Genomic DNA, 16,570 nt, shown 5'->3' on the forward strand with positions numbered 1-16,570 from the left:
GTCGCACCCATGCGTGCCAAACGAATCATCGCCGACTTGCGCGTGGCCGACCTCGCCGAGGCGAAGTCCTTCTACAGCGACTACCTAGGGCTGGGTACCGAGGAGTTCAACCTGGGCTGGGTGGCCCGCTACACCGCGCCGGACACCGGTGCCAACGTCCAACTCGTCACGCGCGACGCCACCGCGCCCGAGGACGCCGTCATCTCGGTGCAGACCGACGACGTCGACGCGGCGTACGAAGAGGCCATGAGCCTGGGCTACGAGATCGTGCACCCGTTGACCGACGAGGCGTGGGGCGTGCGACGGTTCTTCGTCCGCGCTCCCGACGGCAACGTGATCAACGTCGTGAGACACCGCGACTGACATGAACCTGGCCGGCTATCCGCTGACCCCGCCCGCGTTGCAGCGGCCCGTCTTCAGTGCGCAGCGCTGGAGCGAGGTCACCTTCGTGCACTGGCCGGTACGACCCGACGCCGTCGCGCACCTCTACCCAAAGGGCACCCGTCCGGACGTCTTCGCCGACGGCATGACCTATGTCGGTTTGGTGCCGTTCGCCATGAGTGAAGTGGCCCTGGGCTTTTCACGCCCGATACCGTACTTCGGACGGTTCCTGGAGACCAACGTCCGGCTGTACTCGACGGATGACGCGGGGCGGCACGGAGTGCTCTTCCGCTCGCTGGAAACTGAGCGGCTTGCGGTCGTACCGGTGATGCGGATCGGGCTCGGTATCCCCTACACATGGGCGAAGATGCGGTTGACGCGAACTGGTGACCGCATCAGCTACGACAGCGTGCGGCGCTGGCCGGGTAGGGGACTGCGCAGCCGACTCGTCGTCGACGTCGGCGCTGTCATCGAGCCGACGACGTTGGAGTACTGGCTCACTGCGCGATGGGGTGCGCATACGCGCAAGGTGGGCCGCACCTGGTGGGTGCCCAACGAGCACGAACCGTGGCCGTTGCGCGCCGCCGATCTCGTCGACCTCGACGGCGACCTGCTGACCGCCAGCGGCGTGCGAACCGCAGGCGATCGACTGCGCATCCTCTACTCGCCGGGAGTGCGGGCCCGATTCGGTCGCCCACGCGCTGTGCGCTGATTACCGTGGGGTCATGTCCCGCATTGCGCCATCATGACGCGTCGTCCCGAGGCCTTCCGCGCCGACTCCGACGCCCCTGTGGCGCCGTGGGTTTCGGGCGCTGTCGTGGCTTCCGGCTGACGACGTGTCAGCAAGCTGGCAGGTACTGACTGGTGAGCTCGTTCCGTTGGCCCTCGTCGTCGCCTTGTCGCCGTTCTCGGTTATTCCGCCGCTGCTGCTGGTGCTGCACGCCCCGCGGCCCCGCCCGACCGGCCTGGCGTTCGCGTTCGGCTGGCTCGTCGGGCTTGGCCTGACCACCGCGGTATTCCTGCAACTGCCGAGGGCGCTCGGCGGCGGTGAGACGTCGCAGACGTGGTCGGCCTACGCCAGGATCGGGATCGGCGCCGCGCTCGTCCTCGGTGGGCTGGTGCGCTGGCTGACCCGCGGCCGCGCCGCCAATTCGCCTGCGTGGCTGAACAGTTTGTCGAAGATCCGGCCCGCCACGGCCCTGCTGCTTGGCATCGTGCTGCCCCTGCTCAATCCCAAGTTTCTCTTCGCGAACGCGGCCGCGGGTCTGAGTATCGGGGCGGCAGGTGCGGCCGGTGCGTGGACGGCCTTGCTAGGATATACCGCGCTGGCCGGGTCGACGGTCGCGCTGCCGATCTTGGCCTATGCCGCAGCGCCCGCGCGCTTCGATCCCGTGCTGTACCGGGTGAAGGGCTGGATCGACCGCAGACACGCTAAGCTCACCGCGGTGATTCTGGTGGTCATAGGAATCGTCCTGCTGTATCAGGGAATTCGCGCGGCATAAACCGCACGCAGCAACCCGTCCGCCATGGAGGTCAACCCACGGCGGCGGGTTGGTCGTTGGCTAGCCCGCCGACTTGGCCGCTGCCGCAGACGAGGATGCCGCCGCCGCGGACGAGGACGCCACCGCAGCGAGCGAAGCGCCTTCCGGGCTGCCCGCCGAGTAGCCGGCACCCTTGCTGGAGGCCTCCGTGCCGTAGCAGTTCAGTGACACCAACGCCTGGTTCACCGATGACCCGGACGAGTTCTCCACTGCAGGCTGCGTGCGAGTCACCACGTTGGTCACCAAGCAATCGGACCACGCCAACTTGTCACCGACGGTGGTCGACACGACCGGTGTGAATCCGGCCCCGCTCAGCGCAGTCTGGGCATCGCTGTATTTCTTGCCGTTCACGCTCGGCGGCGTACCCGCGTTGGCCGGCCCGGCGGCCGTGAGCGTCATCGCTGCGGCTGCGCACAGCATTGCTCCCGTGCCGATCGCCAAGCGAACCGAAGGCGCGCGCATTACCCGCCCGCCTTGACCGAGGGGACGGCACTGGCGATCGCAGGCTCGGAGCCGGGTGCGGTGAACGTGGCGGTCGCGCCCTGGTTCATCGCACTGACGGCGGGTTGGGTGTAGGTGGTGTTGGTGGGAGCATCGCCTGATCCCGCCAGCATGGTGCTGTTCGGCGTCGGCCCGCCATGGCTGAGGCCAAGCGCAGCCATCGCAGCCACGGCGGCCACGCCGAGCGCCAAGCCCACCCGTTTGGCATGTCGGTACGGAATGACTGTCTGATTGTTGTTCATGTCGGGAGTTTGGCCTGGTTAGCCTATGAATCGCTGGCACGGGCCTGTGACGTTTCTGGTGCGAACTGCCCGCGCCGGCCGCCGTGGGCGTCAACCTGAGCGTCAAGTGGTGAGATGCCTGGGAGTGCCGAATATCCGCTGTTCAGAGCACCTCCCGCGCGATGCGCCGAAGCCCGGTGCTCGGAGTCGACTTGCGGGTTCCTGGGAGCACGAATCTCGTGATGCACCGTTAACACGGCATCTCCACAGCGGATGTTCGGAAACGTCGGATGTGGTGGCAGGGCGACGGCGTGGACGCACCCGTCGTCACATCGGAGTCAGTACGCTGACACGTCAATGTGAGTGAGTCGCCAACGCCGGAGTCCAGGCGCCCCTACAACAGTCCCGCTCGACGCCAGCGGGTCGCTGAAACCCGCGAGCGCATCCTGTCTGCGGGCGCCGCGCTGGTTCGCGAGCTGCCTACCTGGGATTGGGACGGCCTCACGTTTCGAGCCGCCGCCGAGCGGGCCGAGGTCAGCGAGCGCACCGTCTACCGGCACTTCCCGACGGAGCGTCAACTCCACGACGCGGTGATGGCGCGCTTGGAGGACGAGGCGGGCATCACCTACGAGGACGTCGACCTCGGCAACATCGCGGACGTCACCGCCCGCATGTTCACCGCCATGCACCGCTTCGCGGCGGAGGAGACCAGCTATCCGGCGGTGGGTCCCGCGGTGTCCGGAGCGGATGACCGCCGGCGGGCCGCGGTGCAGCGGGCGGTCAGTGCGGAGGCGCACGACCTGACCGACGTTCAGCAGCGCATCGCGGCGGGATTGCTGGACGCGGTGTGGCTTCCCACCACGTACGAAAGGCTCGTCCGGGCCTGGCAACTCGACGACCAAACCGCGCGCGATGCGGTCGAGTGGATGATCGCGAAGCTGGTGTCCGCGATCCGAAGCGGGGAGATCGCCGACGCCGATAGGTCGGCCACGAAGCGGCCTAAGCGTGGTCCGTCCTCAGCCCCTTGACGTCGGCGTAGTAGATCACCTTTCCGCCTCCGCCCCAATTGCCCTCCGGCACTTCGTTGATCAAGACCCATACGTGAAATGCCCGGGGGCCGTGCGGGTCGATGTCCGCAGCTCGCGAGACGGCCGCGTGCACGTCGGCGACGAGTTGCTCCTTGCGGGCCTTGTCGAGTGCGCCGCCGAAGACGGTCAGTTCGACGCGGAACCGCGGCTCGCCGGGCCCCCGACCCCCCACCGAGACGTCGCCGGGGTCCATGGCGTGCAGGTAGACAAGAGTGTTCTGGCGAAGGAACTCGGTGTCGGGAGCGCGTTCGGCGCGCAGCAGCACGGTGACGAGTTCGTCGGTCAGGTTGCTCAACGCATCGGAGTCCACCGACCCGCGCACGTATGTCAGATCGATCATCGGCATCACCGGACGGTACGCCGTCGGTCAACCGGTAGCGCTCAGGCCGCGGCGCTTTCAGACTTGGTGTTGTCCGGCTTGGGGCTTTCTGGCTTGGTGTCGCTGTCGGGCTTGGGGGACCCGCCGCCGAAGATCCTCTTGAGCAACTTGGCGCCCGGCCCATGCCCGAAGCTCGGAGCCTTCGTCGTGGGCTCCGCCTTGCCGCCATCCGACTTCACCTTGGGATGAATGATGCGGTCCACCAACTTGTCCAGACCCTTGTCCGGCTTCTTCGGATCGACCTTCGGCTTGGTGATCGGGGTGTCGTCTTTGTTGGTGTTCGGCTGCTGCAACGGGGTTACTTCGCCGCCCGTCTTCGACTCTGCGCCAGGACCAACCGGGGCTTCGACCGCTTCGACCCCCGGCGTGGACTGGGTGTGGGTCTCGGAGGTGGGGGGCGGCGCGACGTTGTGGCCAGCCACGAAATTCTTCAGTCCTTGCTCGAGCGCACCGGGTATCTGACCGGCAGCCTCTCCGAGCTTCGCAGGCGGGGTGATCAAGGAGAACGGCGTCGGCGTCGCCGGGTTGAGGTTTTGCCGATCGGTGTAGCCCATGTCGATGAGTACGCGCGCCAGCGGTTCGATGCCGCTCACCACTGGTTCGACGAAAGGAGTCAGTTGGGGCACTGCGCCCTCGAGTTGACGAATCGGTCCGAACAGCGGCAGCTGATCGTTGTACACCAGGACGTAGGTGTCCTTACCGCCCGCGCCATTGTTGGTCACGGTGGTGGTGTACGTCGGGTCGTTGGCCAGGTCGATGTTGTCGTAATACGTGTCGGGATGGGCGTACTGGATGGCTAGCAAGCTGTTGGCCAACGACAGCGGGTTGAAGTAGGCCGGGAAATCGGCGTAGGGGTCGTATTCGTTGACCACGTAGGTCGAGTCGTACTTCGTCGGCTGTGCCGCACTGAACACCGGGACGATGCCAGGGATCGTGAAGCCGGGGAACCTCGCGAACAAGCCGCCATTCGGAACGTATGGCGACGCGATGAATAAGAAGGTCAAGTCGCCGGGAGTGATCGGGGAGTTGGCGAGGTCGCGCTTGACCTGCTCGGCCGTGAGCGTGCCCTCGGAGTACGAGGTGATTCGTACGGGTCCGGTGGCAAGCGCAGGTACTACCTGCGGCTCCAAGGCGGCGACGCCTTGGTTGGTGCTGTTCTGGAAGTTGAAGTCAGCCGGGTAGTGGATTTCGACGAGGCTGTACGAGGTACCGAACGCCGCTGGAGCGATGTGCCCCTGGAGCTTGTTCTTCACGTTGGCCGAAACGGCGTCGCCGCGGCCACCGACGGCGAACACCGTGGCGGCGAGATCCACGTCGAGCTTCTCGACCACCTGGCCGAGCACGAGTGTCCCCGACAGTCCGACGGCCGCGGCCGCCGTGATCATCGCCTGGCGCGTCCTGCGCTTCTCGGGTGTGCGGTGCATTGCCACAGGTTCCCCCTGAATCGTGTGCTGAGCGGCCAGGCGCGGATCGCACATTACGGCAGGTTCTGGGAGATCATGGTCGAAATCGCACACAATTCATTGCGGATGAAAAGATTAGCTGCGGTGTCCGGATATCCCGTCGAACATCAAAGGGCGACGGCGCCCCACCGGGACGCCGCCGCCGCATCGAATAGTCGAATTGCCCCGAACTACGGGCAGGTGAACTCCAGCGTGAAGGGCTTCTTCACCGGGGTCATCGGGTTGGCCATGTCGACGCCGACCGCGTTGCCCTCGACCTTGTAGGACTTGCCGTCCTTGGTGGCCGTGGCATCGCCCTGGCCGCCCGCGACGGCGAGGGTCACGCCGTTGACGTTGCCCAGCGCGACGGAGGTGACGGTGGGCGGGTCGGCCTCGCTGATGACGGCGGCGATGCCGGTCATCGCTTCACCGATGGCGACGTTGACGTTGCCGCCCATCGATGCGCAGACGACGCTGCCGTTGACGGCCTTGTCCTGGCCGTCGATGGTGACCTTCGTGCCACCGGGGGATGCGGCGGCGCTCGACGACTCCGACGCCGAAGAACTCGCACTCGAGCTCGCGGAACTCGACGATGTTTCCGACTTCTTTTCCGACGAACAGCCCGAGACTCCGGCGATCAGGATCGCCGCCCCACCGACGGCTACCAGCAATCCACGCTTCACTACCGTGCTCCTTTTGTTTTGCGCCCCGTCAAGATCAGCGGGACATCTCCAGCAGTATGGAGCGCTGCTCACGGGGTGACATGCGATTGCGCGAATTACTCGACTGACGATTGACTGTCAACCGTACGGATCACGCCGGCGAATACTCGTGATTGGCCAGCCTCTCCCAAACGGTCGCCCGGCCCCGAGTAGGTTCCACAGATATGCAGACTCTGCGTACCCCAGACGAGCGGTTTGCCGGACTCGACGACTTCGCTTACCCGCCAAGGTATTGCGAACTGGACGACGACGAGGGCAGCCGGCTACGCGTGGCGTGGGTCGAACACGGTCCGGCCGATGCCGATCCGATCCTCATGCTGCACGGAGAGCCGTCCTGGTCCTACCTGTACCGCAAGATGATCCCCATCCTGGCGGCGGCCGGGCACCGGGTGATTTGTCCAGATCTCGTCGGATTCGGCCGCTCGGACAAGCCGACTCAGCTGGCCGACCACACCTACGCGCGTCACGTCGAATGGATGCGCGCACTCGCGTTCGACGAACTCGACCTCCGACGGGTGACGCTCGTTGGCCAGGACTGGGGTGGGCTGATCGGCCTGCGGTTGGCCGCCGAGCATGGCGATCGGTTCGCACGGATCGTCGTCGCCAATACCGGCCTGCCGACCGGAGAGCTTCCGATGCCGAAGATCTGGTGGCAGTTCCGCGAGGCCGTTCAGGGCGCGCCCCGACTCGACGTCGGTCGCTTCGTCGAGGGAGGGTGCCGGCGGCCGATGTCCGACGCCGTCCGCGCCGGATATGACGCGCCGTTCCCGGACGATGCGCTCTGCGCCGGTCCCCGCGCGATGCCCGGGCTGGTGCCGACGTCGCCTGAGGATCCCGCGTCCGAGGCCAATCGTCAGGCGTGGGCGACCTTGACGGATAGCCCGACGCCGATGCTGGTGGCGTTCAGCGACGGCGACCCCATCACGGGTGCGATGGCGCCAATCTTCTCGAGTCAGATGCGTGGCGCCGTCGGTAACGAGCATCCGGTCATCGCGGACGCGGGCCATTTCCTCCAAGAGGACGCGGGCGAGGAACTCGCCGCAGCGATCGTGCGGTTCCTGCAGCCGTGAGCGCGCCGTACTTCGAGGTCGCGGCCGAACTTGACGGCACGGCGGGCCGGGTCGGTGTCATCCACACCCCGCACGGTGACATCCACACCCCGGCGTTCATCGCCGTCGGGACCCAGGCTTCCGTCAAGGCCGTGCTGCCGGAGGCCATGAAAGACCTTGGTGCGCAGGCGATCCTGGCCAATGCGTACCACCTTTACCTGCAGCCGGGGCCTGACGTCGTCGACGAGGCGGGTGGCCTCGGCAAGTTCATGAACTGGTCGGGCCCGACGTTCACGGACAGCGGTGGGTTTCAGGTGCTCTCCCTCGGCGTCGGCTTCAAGAAGGTGTTGTCGATGGACGTCGACCGCGTCCAGGCCGACGACGTGATCGCCGCGGGCAAGGAGCGCCTGGCGCACGTCGACGACGACGGCGTGACGTTCCGTTCACACCTGGACGGGTCCACCCACCGCTTCACGCCGGAGGTGTCGATCGGCATCCAACATCAGCTGGGTGCCGACATCATCTTCGCGTTCGACGAACTCACGACGCTGATGAATACCCGTGGCTATCAAGAGAGTTCGGTGCAGCGCACCCACGACTGGGCGGAGCGGTGCGTGGCCGAACACCGTCGCCTGTCCAATGAGCGGGCGGACAAGCCGGCGCAAGCGTTGTTCGGTGTCGTGCAGGGGGCTCAGTACGAGGATCTGCGGCGTGCGGCCACGCGGGGACTGGTCGGGATCAGGGACTCCGACGGGCGCGGCTTCGATGGCTACGGCATCGGCGGGGCGCTGGAGAAGCAGAACCTCGCGACCATCGTCGGCTGGGTCACCGAGGAACTGCCCGACGACAAGCCGCGGCATCTGCTCGGCATCAGCGAACCGGACGACCTGTTCGCGGCCATCGCGGCGGGCGCCGACACGTTCGACTGCGTGTCGCCATCGCGGGTGGCCCGCAACGCGGCGGTGTACTCGACCGACGGGCGCTACAACATCACCGGCGCCCGGTACAAGCGCGATTTCACGCCCATCGACGCCGAATGTGACTGCTACACATGCGCCAACTACACGCGCGCCTACGTCCGGCATCTGTTCAAGGCCAAGGAGCTGCTTGCTTCGACGTTGTGCACCATCCACAACGAGCGGTTCGTCATCCGGCTCGTCGATCAGATTCGCGCGGCCATCGCGGCCGGGGAGTTCGACGAGCTCCGCGCACACGTGCTGGGCCGCTACTACTCAACGCGTGCACAATAGGAGCATGACGACCACTGCCGACGCGCAGACCCTGCTCTTGCAGGTGCTCGACCCGTCGAACCGGGCGAACCCGTATCCGGTCTACGAGCAGTTGCGTGAGCACAGTCCGCTGCCCATGCCCGAGATGAACTTGACGGTGTTCTCCTCGTTCCGCGACTGCGACGACATCCTTCGCCACCCGTCGTCGGCGAGTGACGGCATGAAGTCGACCGTCTCCCAGCGCCGGGTCGCCGACGGGACCGCCGTGCGCCCGCCCGGTCCGCCGGGCTTCCTGTTTCTGGACCCGCCTGATCACACCCGGTTGCGTGGGCTGGTCAGCAAGGCGTTCGTGCCGAAGGTGGTCAAGGCCCTCGAGCCCGACATCATTGCGTTGGTCGGCGGGCTGCTCGACGCGATCGAGGAACGGGGCACGTTCGACGTCATCGCCGACCTGGCCTACCCGCTGCCCGTGGCGGTCATCTGCCGGCTGCTCGGCGTGCCGCTCGCCGATGAGCCACAGTTCAGTGCGGCGTCGGCGTTGTTGGCGCAAGCGCTCGATCCGTTCATGACGCTCACCGGCGAGCCGTCGGGCGGCGTCGAGAAGCGCATGGAGGCCGGGCGGTGGCTGCGCGAGTATCTGCACGGTCTGATCGCCGAAAGGCGCAGCGCGCCGAAGGATGACCTGATCTCCGGGCTGATCGCCGCGGAGGAGGGCGGTGACCAACTCACCGAGGATGAGATCGTGGCGACGTGCAACCTGCTTCTCATCGCGGGCCACGAGACCACGGTCAACCTCATCGCCAACGCGATGCAGGCCATGCTGCAGAACCCGGCGCAGTGGAGCGCCCTTGCGGCGGACCCGAACCGGGTGTCGAAGGTCGTCGAGGAGACGATGCGCTACGACCCACCGGTTCAGCTCGTGATGCGGGTGGCCGGGGACGACATGACGATTGGCGAGGTCGACATTCCGAAGGGTGACTCGATGCTGTTGCTTGTCGCCGCCGCAGGCCGTGATCCGTTGGTGGCCCAGCGGCCCGAGGTGTTCGACCCCGACCGGGAACCGATCCGGCACTTGGGTTTCGGCAAGGGTCCTCACTTCTGTCTCGGCGCGCCGCTGGCCCGTTTGGAGGCCGCCGTCGCGCTGTCGGCGGTGACTGCGCGCTTCCCGAATGCCCGCTTGGCAGGCGAAGCGGTCTACAAGCCGAACGTGACCTTGCGCGGATTGGCGTCGCTGCCGGTCACCCTCCAGTGATTTCGGCGTGATGAGGTGCGCTGATCGCAACTCAGCACGCCCAAATCGCGGGGTGAGATACGGTCGCGCCATGCCATCCGAGCTCACCGCCGAGCAGGCCGCCGCCCGCCTCGGACCCGAAGACACACTGGGCATACCGCTGGGACCCGGCCAGCCGCCGGCATTCCTGCGCGCGCTCGGCGAGCGTAAGGACTGGACCGACCTCCGGGTCTATGGCGCGCTGCTCGCGGTGGGCACCGAACTGTTCACGCGCGCCGGCGTCCACTACCTTTCGGGCTTCTTCGGACCGCTCGAGCGGGCGCTGCTGGGCGCTGGTGCCGACATCGAGTTCACGCCTGCCGACTTCCGACGCTTCGCGCCGCTGCTCGAACGCCAGGCGCCGCGGGTGATGACGACGGTCGCGACGCCGCCCGACGCCGACGGTTGGTGCTCGCTGTCGCTGCACGCCGGTGGCACCATCGGCGAATTGCACCGCGCGGGAGCGGATCCCGACCGCGTGCTCGTCGTCGAGGTGTCGGAAAGGTACCCGCGGACGTTCGGGCTCGGCGAGCACCGCCACGCGTTGCACGTCGACGAGATCGACATCTTGGTGCACTCGACTGACGCACCGCTCGAGTTGCCCGGTGGCGACGCAATGCCGTCGGACGCTGACCAGGCAATCGCGCGCAACGCCGTCGCGTTCATCCCGTCCGGCGCGACGCTGCAGATCGGAATCGGCTCGATTCCCAACCAGCTCGCGACCTTGCTAGCCGAAGGTGATGGCGGCGACTACGGGCTGCACAGCGAAATGTTCACCCACGGCTGCATGCATCTTCACCTCGCCGGAAAGATCAGCAACCGGCGAAAGGGACAGTTCGACGGAGTGAGCGTGACGACGTTCGCGTTCGGCTCCAACGAGTTATATGCGTGGCTGGACGGCAATTCCGACGTCGCGTTCCTTCCTGTCGAGATCGTCAACTCACCCGAGGTGATCGCGGCCAACGCTGACATGGTGTCGATCAACGGTGCGCTCGCGATCGACGTTCACGGCCAAGTCGTCGCCGACACGATCAACGGCGAACAGTTCAGCGGAATCGGCGGCGCGGAGGACTTCGTGGCCGGGGCCGGGCTCGAGCTCACGGACCGGTCGCTGATCTGCTTACCCTCGACATTCACGAAGGACGGCGAATTGCGGTCGCGGATCGTGCCCGCGTTCGGCCCAGGCGCGGTGATCACGACGCCGCGGCACCAGGTCGACGTGATCGTCACCGAGTACGGCGTCGCCGAGCTCGAGGGCAGGACGGTCCGCGAGCGCGCGGAAGCCCTTGCAGCGATCGCACATCCGCAATTCCGGGACGAGCTACTAGCCTCCCAGTGATTTCGGCGCGCTATTCGGTGCTCAACCCGGAAATCCGCGCCGAAATCACAGGGTTAGGGAGGCGATGACGTCCCGCGCGGCGCGCTCACCCGCATCGACCGCACCCTCCATGTAGGCGCTCCACTGGGTTGCGGTATCGGTTGAGGCCCAATGTATTGCGCCGACGGGCACCGTCAGCGCGGGACCGTACTTGGTCCATACGTGCGGGCCGTGGTTGGCGTTGTAGCAGCCGCGGGTCCACTGGCGGTCGGACCATTCACCGTCGAGGTAGAAGTCCGGATGCGCCGCCTGGCTGCCGAAGTGCCGCACCAGTTCCGCGGTCATGGCCGCCTGGCGGTCCGCCTCGGGAAGCCGGCCGACCGTGCGCGCCTGATCGCCCTCCAGGAACAGCAGGATGACGCCGCGATCGTCGCCGGGGATGCAGGTGTCGTTGGACATTCGGGCCGGCCCGACGTCGGAGATCAACTGTCCGTTGAATCCGGCTGTCCGCCAGAAGGGTTCGGGGTAGACGAAGAACGCCTTCATCGCCGATCCGTTTGGCAGTCGTTGGGTGAGTTGGTCGCGCACGCCGGAAAGCGGTGGGTCGTACATGATCCGGCCGGCCAGCGTCGGGGAGATCGCGACGATCGCCCGGCGCCCGCGCGCGACGAGCCCGCCGCGGCAGTGCACCGTCACGCTGTCGGTGGAGTGCTCGATGAGCAGCACCGGTGACTTGAGCACGATGTGATTGGAGATCAATTCGGCTAGTCGGCGCGGGATTTCACTGGTGCCACCGACGAACCGCGTGGTTTGGGCACCGCCTTCGGACTCGGCGAAAAGCTCCGCCGTGACGCCGCACGTCTGAATGGTGAACAGCAGATGCAGGAATGACACCTCGGCGGTCGGCACCGCGAGGATCCCGACGGTGCAGATCTCCAATAGCGTGCGGCCGACGACGGACAGCTCCTGAGCGTCGTACCAGGCGCCCGCCGTGATCGCGTCCCACTCCGCGGCGCGCGGCGCCAGCCACGGCGCGTCGACCGGGACCTCGGCGGCCAACGCGTCGAGCCGCCGCAGCACGCCCTCGACCTCGGCCAACTCGGGTTCGTAGCGGGCGTGAAAGTCGTGCTCGCGCAGCACACCCGAGCCGTCGAGCTCGTAGGACGTCTCGCCCTCGTCGTACTGGGCGAACGTTTCCACCCCAAGCTCGGCCGCCAAGTCGAACATGCGCCGGTGGGTGTCGCCGATCCACTGCGCACCGAGGTCGAGCGGTACGCCGTCGACCACCTCGGTGAGGATTCGGCCGCCGACCCTGTCGTCGGCCTCCAACACCACCGGGGTGAGACCCGCTTCGAGCAGCTTGCGGGCCGCGATCATCCCCGAAAGGCCGGCCCCGACGATGACGACGTCCGCTTGCATGGTGCCCAATCTCCCCGCGAACGAGCGTGTCTGTACAGCGACACGCCGCGCATCACGGCACTGGGCTACAGCGGGTTGAGGATCCGGTCGAGGAACTGCCGGGTGCGCTCTTCCTTGGGATCGCCGATGACCGCCTCGGGCGGACCCTGCTCGAGGATGATGCCCTTGTCGGTGAACAACACCTGGTGGGAAACCTGTCGGGCGAACTGGATTTCGTGCGTGACGACCACCAGCGTCCAACCCTCGACCGCCAGATCCTTGATGACGGAGAGCACCTCGCCGACCAGCTCGGGATCGAGTGCGGAGGTCGGCTCGTCGAACAGCACCAGCTTCGGCTTGAGTGCAAGGGCCCTGGCGATGCCCACCCGCTGCTGCTGACCACCGGACAGCTGGAACGGGTACTGATCCTGCTTGGCAGCCAGCCCGACCTGCTCCAGCAATTCGACGGCCTCGGCGACGGCCTCGTCCTTCGGCCGCTTCTGCACGATGACCGGGCCCTCGATGATGTTCTGCAGCACCGTCTTGTGGGGGAACAGGTTGTGCCCCTGGAACACGAAGCCGCTGCGCGACTGGAATCTGCGGACCTCGGGTTTCGGTGTCGGCGTGGAGAAGTCGATCTCGACGTCGTCGACCCGGATGACGCCGGCATCGGCTCTGTCGAGCGCGTTCAGGGTGCGCAGCAGCGTCGTCTTGCCCGATCCCGACGGGCCGATGATGGCGGTCGCCGTGCCGCGCTCGACGGTGAAGGAGACACCTTTGAGCACCTTGTTGTCGCCGAACGCCTTTTCGACGCCCTTGGCGACGACGCGGTAGTCGACGCCCTCGGAGTCTTCGACCTCGTCCTGCGTCCCGTTCTCGGTCATCGAGCCACGTACCTTTCCAATCGGCGTTCCAGGCGGCTCTGGCCGAACGACAACACCAGGCAGATCACCCAGTAGTAAGCCGCCGCAGTGCCGTAGAGGGCGAAGAACTCAAACGTCGGCGCCGCCACTATCTGGGCCTGCCGCAGCAACTCGGTGACCAGGATCGTCGATGCCAGCGATGTGTCCTTCACCAGTGAGATCAAGGTGTTCGACAGGGGCGGCACCGCCACCCGGAGGGCCTGCGGCAGGATGATTCGCCGAAGCGCACCAACGTAATTGAAGCCGATCGTCTCGGCAGCCTCCCACTGTCCCTTCGGGATGCTCTGGATCGCCGATCGGATGATCTCCGCTGCGTAACCACCAACGTTGAGGCTGAATGCGATCACCGCCGCTGGGAACGGATCGATCTTCACCCCGAGCTGCGGTAGCGCGTAGAACACGATGAACAACTGCACCAGCAGCGGGGTGCCGCGGATGATCGAGATGTAGAACCGCGCGACGTTCGTCAGGATGACGTTCGGCGAGAGCCGCGCCAGTGCCACCGCCAACGCGATGACCAGACCGACGACGAAGCTGATGATGGTCAGCGGGATCGTCGCGGTAAGAGCGGCTTTCGCGAGCGGCCACAGGTTGTCGAGGATCAGCTGCCAGGCCGACCGGACCGGTGGCGCGCTCTGTCCGGCACCAGGGGCCAGCGGTGCTTGCCCGGCCTGCGGAGCGCCGGTGGCATCGGCCTTGAGGTACTTCTGCGAGATTTCGGCAAGCTTGCCCGACGAGCGGAGTGCGTCGATGGCGCCATTGAGTTCAGGAAGGTAGCCGCTGTCCTTGCGTGCGGCGAGCGCCTGCTCACTCTTCTCGTCGGTCTTGGCCGCGATCTTGATGGTCTTGTCACCGGTCTCGGCGAGGTAGGCGTAGACCGCGATGCTGTCGTTGACGGTCGCATCGATGCGGCCCTGGTTGAGCAGCGTGATCGCCTGGCTGAAGCCCTCCACCGACTCCACGTTGGCCCCAGCATCGCGGGCGACCTGCGCCCAGTTGCTGGTGATCGACTGGGCGGTGGTCTTGCCCTTCAGATCCGCCAGCGACTTGATCGAGTCGTTGTCCGCCTTGGTGACGATCACTCCCTCACCGACGGAGTACGGCTCGGACAGGTCGTACTTGGCCTGGCGTTCCGGGGTGATGGTGACTTCGTTGGCGACGATGTCGAAGCGGTTTGCCTCCAACGCGGCGAATATGGAATCCCATGGGGTTTCCACGAATTCGACCCTCACACCGAGGTTATCGGCGACGGCCTTCGCCACGTCGACGTCGTATCCGGCGAGTTGGCCGGTCGCCGGGTCGTGGTAGCTGAACGGCGAGTACGTGCCCTCGGTCCCGACGCGCAGCACGCCCGACGACCGGATCGGTGTCGACGGCGGCGTTCCCGTCGCGTCGGCCTTGAGGTACTTCTGCGAGATCGCGGCCAGCGTTCCGTCGGCCCGCAATTCGCCGAGTGCCTTGTCGAGCTCGGGCAATGCGCCACTGTTCTTGCGCGCGGCGAAGCCCTGCTCGCTCTTCTCGCCGACGGTGCCGGCGATCTTCACGGACTTGTCACCGGTCTCGGCGAGGTAGGCGTAGACGGCGATGCTGTCGTTGATGACGACGTCGACCCGGCCCTGGTTGAGCAGCGTGATGGCTTGGCTGAAGCCCTCGACCGACTCGACCTTGGCGCCGGCCTTGCGTGCGACCTCCGACCAGTTGCTGGTCGCGTTCTCCGCCGCCGTCTTGCCCTTGATGTCGGCCAGCGACTTGATCGAATCGTCGTTTGCCCGCGTGACGATGACGCCCTCGCCGACGGTGTACGGCTGCGACAGGTCGTACTTCCCCTGCCGTTCGGGGTTGATGGTCACCTGGTTGGCCACGATGTCGAAGCGGTCGGCCTCCAGCGCGGCGAATATCGAGTCCCACGGCGTCTCGACGAATTCGACCTTCACACCGAGTTTCTGGCCGACGGCCTTGGCGACGTCGACGTCGTAGCCGACGAGTTCACCGGTGGCCGGGTCGTGAAAGCTGAACGGCGAGTAGACGCCCTCGGTGCCGACGCGCAACACCCCGGCCGACTTGATCGGGTCGGCAGTCTTGTTCGGCGTCCCGCAGGCGGCCGAGCCAAGAACCACCGCAGTGACGATGAGGACGGCGAGCATTGCCCGCCGGAGGTATCCGAGCACGGGCGGAAGTTACCAACCCTGCGCACTTAGCCGAAGGGTTTTCCTCACGCAGCCTGGTATATCCAAGGTTTGTGTGGAATAAGTGCCGGCTCGAACTCGGCCAGCATGTCATCGAGCCTTGTTGACGTATATCCCAGCGAGCGGGCGATCAGGGTGAGCGTCTGCTCAACCCCCAACTCGGCCAGCGTCACCGCTCCGTCGCGCTTGGCCAGCCGCTTGCCGTCGCCGTTGAGCACCAGAGGGACGTGCGCATACTCGGGCTTCGGATAGCCCAGTAGCGCGCCGAGATAAGCCTGCCGCGGACTCGACGACAATAAGTCGTCGCCGCGTACCACCTGGTCGATGCCTTGCGCGGCGTCGTCGACGACGACGGCGAGGTTGTAGGCGGGCACACCGTCACCGCGCCGCAGCACGAAGTCGTCGACGACCCCGGTGTACACGCCGGTTACGACGTCGGACACGGTGTATTCGCTTACTGCCGAACGCAATCGGAGTGCCGGTGGCCGGCCGGCGTCACGACGGGCGGCGGTCCGCTCGTCGTCGGTGAGGTCGCGGCATGTGCCCGGGTAGGCGCCTTGGGGGGCGTGCGGTGCGCGTGGCGCAGCAAGGATGTCGCGTCGGCTACAGAAGCACTCGAACGTCAGCCCGCGTGCGGTCAGTTCATCGATGACGACGCCGTAGCGGTTCTCGTGCGCGGTCTGATACTCGGGTTCCTCGTCCCACGAAACGCCGAGCGCGGCCAGGTCGGCGACCTGTCGTCGGGCGACGTCGGGGAACGTGCGGTCGTCGAGATCCTCGACCCGGAGCAGGAAGCCGCGCCCGGTCGAGCGGGCGAACATCCAGGCCATCAGCGCCGTGCGTAGGTTGCCGATGTGCAGGTCGGCCGATGGGCTCGGCGCGAAACGGCCTGCGCCGCCGGGCTTCATGGCGACATTCTAAG

17 protein-coding genes and 1 pseudogene are annotated in these 16,570 nt (G+C 66.5%); 8 read left to right on the plus strand and 10 right to left on the minus strand.

The annotated features are described in order from the left end of the window. The first annotated feature begins 9 nt into the window (after positions 1-9). The 3 genes from SLQ30_RS26975 (at position 10) to SLQ30_RS26985 (ending at position 1,883) form a co-directional block, all read left to right on the plus strand. Entirely contained in the window at positions 10-363 is a 354-nt protein-coding gene (locus SLQ30_RS26975) for a VOC family protein (protein WP_319449869.1), read from the plus strand. Position 364: 1 nt separating this feature from the next. Next, positions 365-1,093 carry a YqjF family protein gene (locus SLQ30_RS26980; RefSeq protein ID WP_319449870.1) on the plus strand — a complete coding sequence of 243 codons (729 nt, stop codon included), beginning with the start codon at positions 365-367 and terminating at the stop codon, positions 1,091-1,093. 124 nt (positions 1,094-1,217) lie between these two features. Next, positions 1,218-1,883, plus strand: coding sequence for a GAP family protein (locus tag SLQ30_RS26985; RefSeq protein ID WP_319449871.1), 666 nt, complete (start codon positions 1,218-1,220; stop codon positions 1,881-1,883). A gap of 60 nt (positions 1,884-1,943) precedes the next feature. Here the strand turns inward: SLQ30_RS26985 and SLQ30_RS26990 are convergent, their stop codons facing one another. Further along, positions 1,944-2,384 (minus strand): hypothetical protein, encoded by a 441-nt coding sequence (locus tag SLQ30_RS26990; protein ID WP_319449872.1) that lies wholly within the window; start codon positions 2,382-2,384, stop codon positions 1,944-1,946. Continuing rightward, positions 2,384-2,665 (minus strand): hypothetical protein, encoded by a 282-nt coding sequence (locus SLQ30_RS26995; RefSeq protein ID WP_319449873.1) that lies wholly within the window; start codon positions 2,663-2,665, stop codon positions 2,384-2,386. The genes SLQ30_RS26990 and SLQ30_RS26995 overlap by 1 nt, the downstream gene beginning before the upstream one ends. Before the next feature lie 338 nt (positions 2,666-3,003). On the opposite strand from SLQ30_RS26995, the gene SLQ30_RS27000 reads away from it, so the two are divergent. After that, a complete protein-coding gene (locus SLQ30_RS27000; RefSeq protein WP_319449874.1) occupies positions 3,004-3,672 on the plus strand; it encodes a TetR/AcrR family transcriptional regulator in 669 nt (222 codons plus the stop codon). On the opposite strand, the gene SLQ30_RS27005 is transcribed toward SLQ30_RS27000, so the two are convergent. From SLQ30_RS27005 to SLQ30_RS27015, 3 genes are all read right to left on the minus strand, one after another. After that, positions 3,644-4,078, minus strand: a complete 435-nt coding sequence (locus tag SLQ30_RS27005; RefSeq protein ID WP_319449875.1) for a tautomerase family protein — start codon at positions 4,076-4,078, stop codon at positions 3,644-3,646. The two genes, SLQ30_RS27000 and SLQ30_RS27005, sit on opposite strands and share 29 nt — an antisense overlap. A 35-nt stretch (positions 4,079-4,113) precedes the next feature. Then, positions 4,114-5,535: a PE-PPE domain-containing protein gene (locus tag SLQ30_RS27010; protein ID WP_319449876.1), complete on the minus strand. Its 1,422-nt coding sequence runs from the start codon at positions 5,533-5,535 to the stop codon at positions 4,114-4,116. A gap of 209 nt (positions 5,536-5,744) precedes the next feature. Then, positions 5,745-6,236: a lipoprotein LpqH gene (locus tag SLQ30_RS27015; protein ID WP_319449877.1), complete on the minus strand. Its 492-nt coding sequence runs from the start codon at positions 6,234-6,236 to the stop codon at positions 5,745-5,747. 203 nt (positions 6,237-6,439) lie between these two features. Here SLQ30_RS27015 and SLQ30_RS27020 point away from each other — a divergent pair, with 203 nt between their 5' ends. From SLQ30_RS27020 to SLQ30_RS27035, 4 genes are all read left to right on the plus strand, one after another. Beyond that, positions 6,440-7,345 (plus strand): haloalkane dehalogenase, encoded by a 906-nt coding sequence (locus SLQ30_RS27020; RefSeq protein ID WP_319449878.1) that lies wholly within the window; start codon positions 6,440-6,442, stop codon positions 7,343-7,345. Next, positions 7,342-8,574: a tRNA guanosine(34) transglycosylase Tgt gene (gene tgt / locus SLQ30_RS27025; protein WP_319449879.1), complete on the plus strand. Its 1,233-nt coding sequence runs from the start codon at positions 7,342-7,344 to the stop codon at positions 8,572-8,574. The genes SLQ30_RS27020 and tgt overlap by 4 nt, the downstream gene beginning before the upstream one ends. A 4-nt stretch (positions 8,575-8,578) precedes the next feature. Then, positions 8,579-9,805: a cytochrome P450 gene (locus tag SLQ30_RS27030; RefSeq protein WP_319449880.1), complete on the plus strand. Its 1,227-nt coding sequence runs from the start codon at positions 8,579-8,581 to the stop codon at positions 9,803-9,805. 70 nt (positions 9,806-9,875) lie between these two features. Continuing rightward, a complete protein-coding gene (locus tag SLQ30_RS27035; RefSeq protein WP_319449881.1) occupies positions 9,876-11,162 on the plus strand; it encodes an acetyl-CoA hydrolase/transferase family protein in 1,287 nt (428 codons plus the stop codon). 45 nt (positions 11,163-11,207) lie between these two features. On the opposite strand, the gene SLQ30_RS27040 is transcribed toward SLQ30_RS27035, so the two are convergent. The 5 genes and pseudogenes from SLQ30_RS27040 to gluQRS form a co-directional block, all read right to left on the minus strand. After that, positions 11,208-12,560, minus strand: a complete 1,353-nt coding sequence (locus tag SLQ30_RS27040; protein WP_319449882.1) for a flavin monoamine oxidase family protein — start codon at positions 12,558-12,560, stop codon at positions 11,208-11,210. 65 nt (positions 12,561-12,625) lie between these two features. After that, positions 12,626-13,423, minus strand: coding sequence for an amino acid ABC transporter ATP-binding protein (locus SLQ30_RS27045; RefSeq protein ID WP_319449883.1), 798 nt, complete (start codon positions 13,421-13,423; stop codon positions 12,626-12,628). Next, complete coding sequence (locus SLQ30_RS27050; protein WP_413468197.1) at positions 13,420-15,006, minus strand: ABC transporter permease subunit; 1,587 nt, start codon at positions 15,004-15,006, stop codon at positions 13,420-13,422. Before SLQ30_RS27050 ends, SLQ30_RS27045 begins: the two co-directional genes overlap by 4 nt. Before the next feature lie 222 nt (positions 15,007-15,228). Continuing rightward, positions 15,229-15,606, minus strand: a pseudogene (locus SLQ30_RS33185) (transporter substrate-binding domain-containing protein); the annotation flags it as partial. 68 nt (positions 15,607-15,674) lie between these two features. Further along, positions 15,675-16,556, minus strand: coding sequence for a tRNA glutamyl-Q(34) synthetase GluQRS (gluQRS, locus tag SLQ30_RS27060; protein ID WP_319449884.1), 882 nt, complete (start codon positions 16,554-16,556; stop codon positions 15,675-15,677). Positions 16,557-16,570 lie beyond the last annotated feature (14 nt).

The organism is Mycobacterium sp. RTGN4 (assembly GCF_033804635.1).
In the GTDB taxonomy this organism is placed as follows: domain Bacteria; phylum Actinomycetota; class Actinomycetes; order Mycobacteriales; family Mycobacteriaceae; genus Mycobacterium.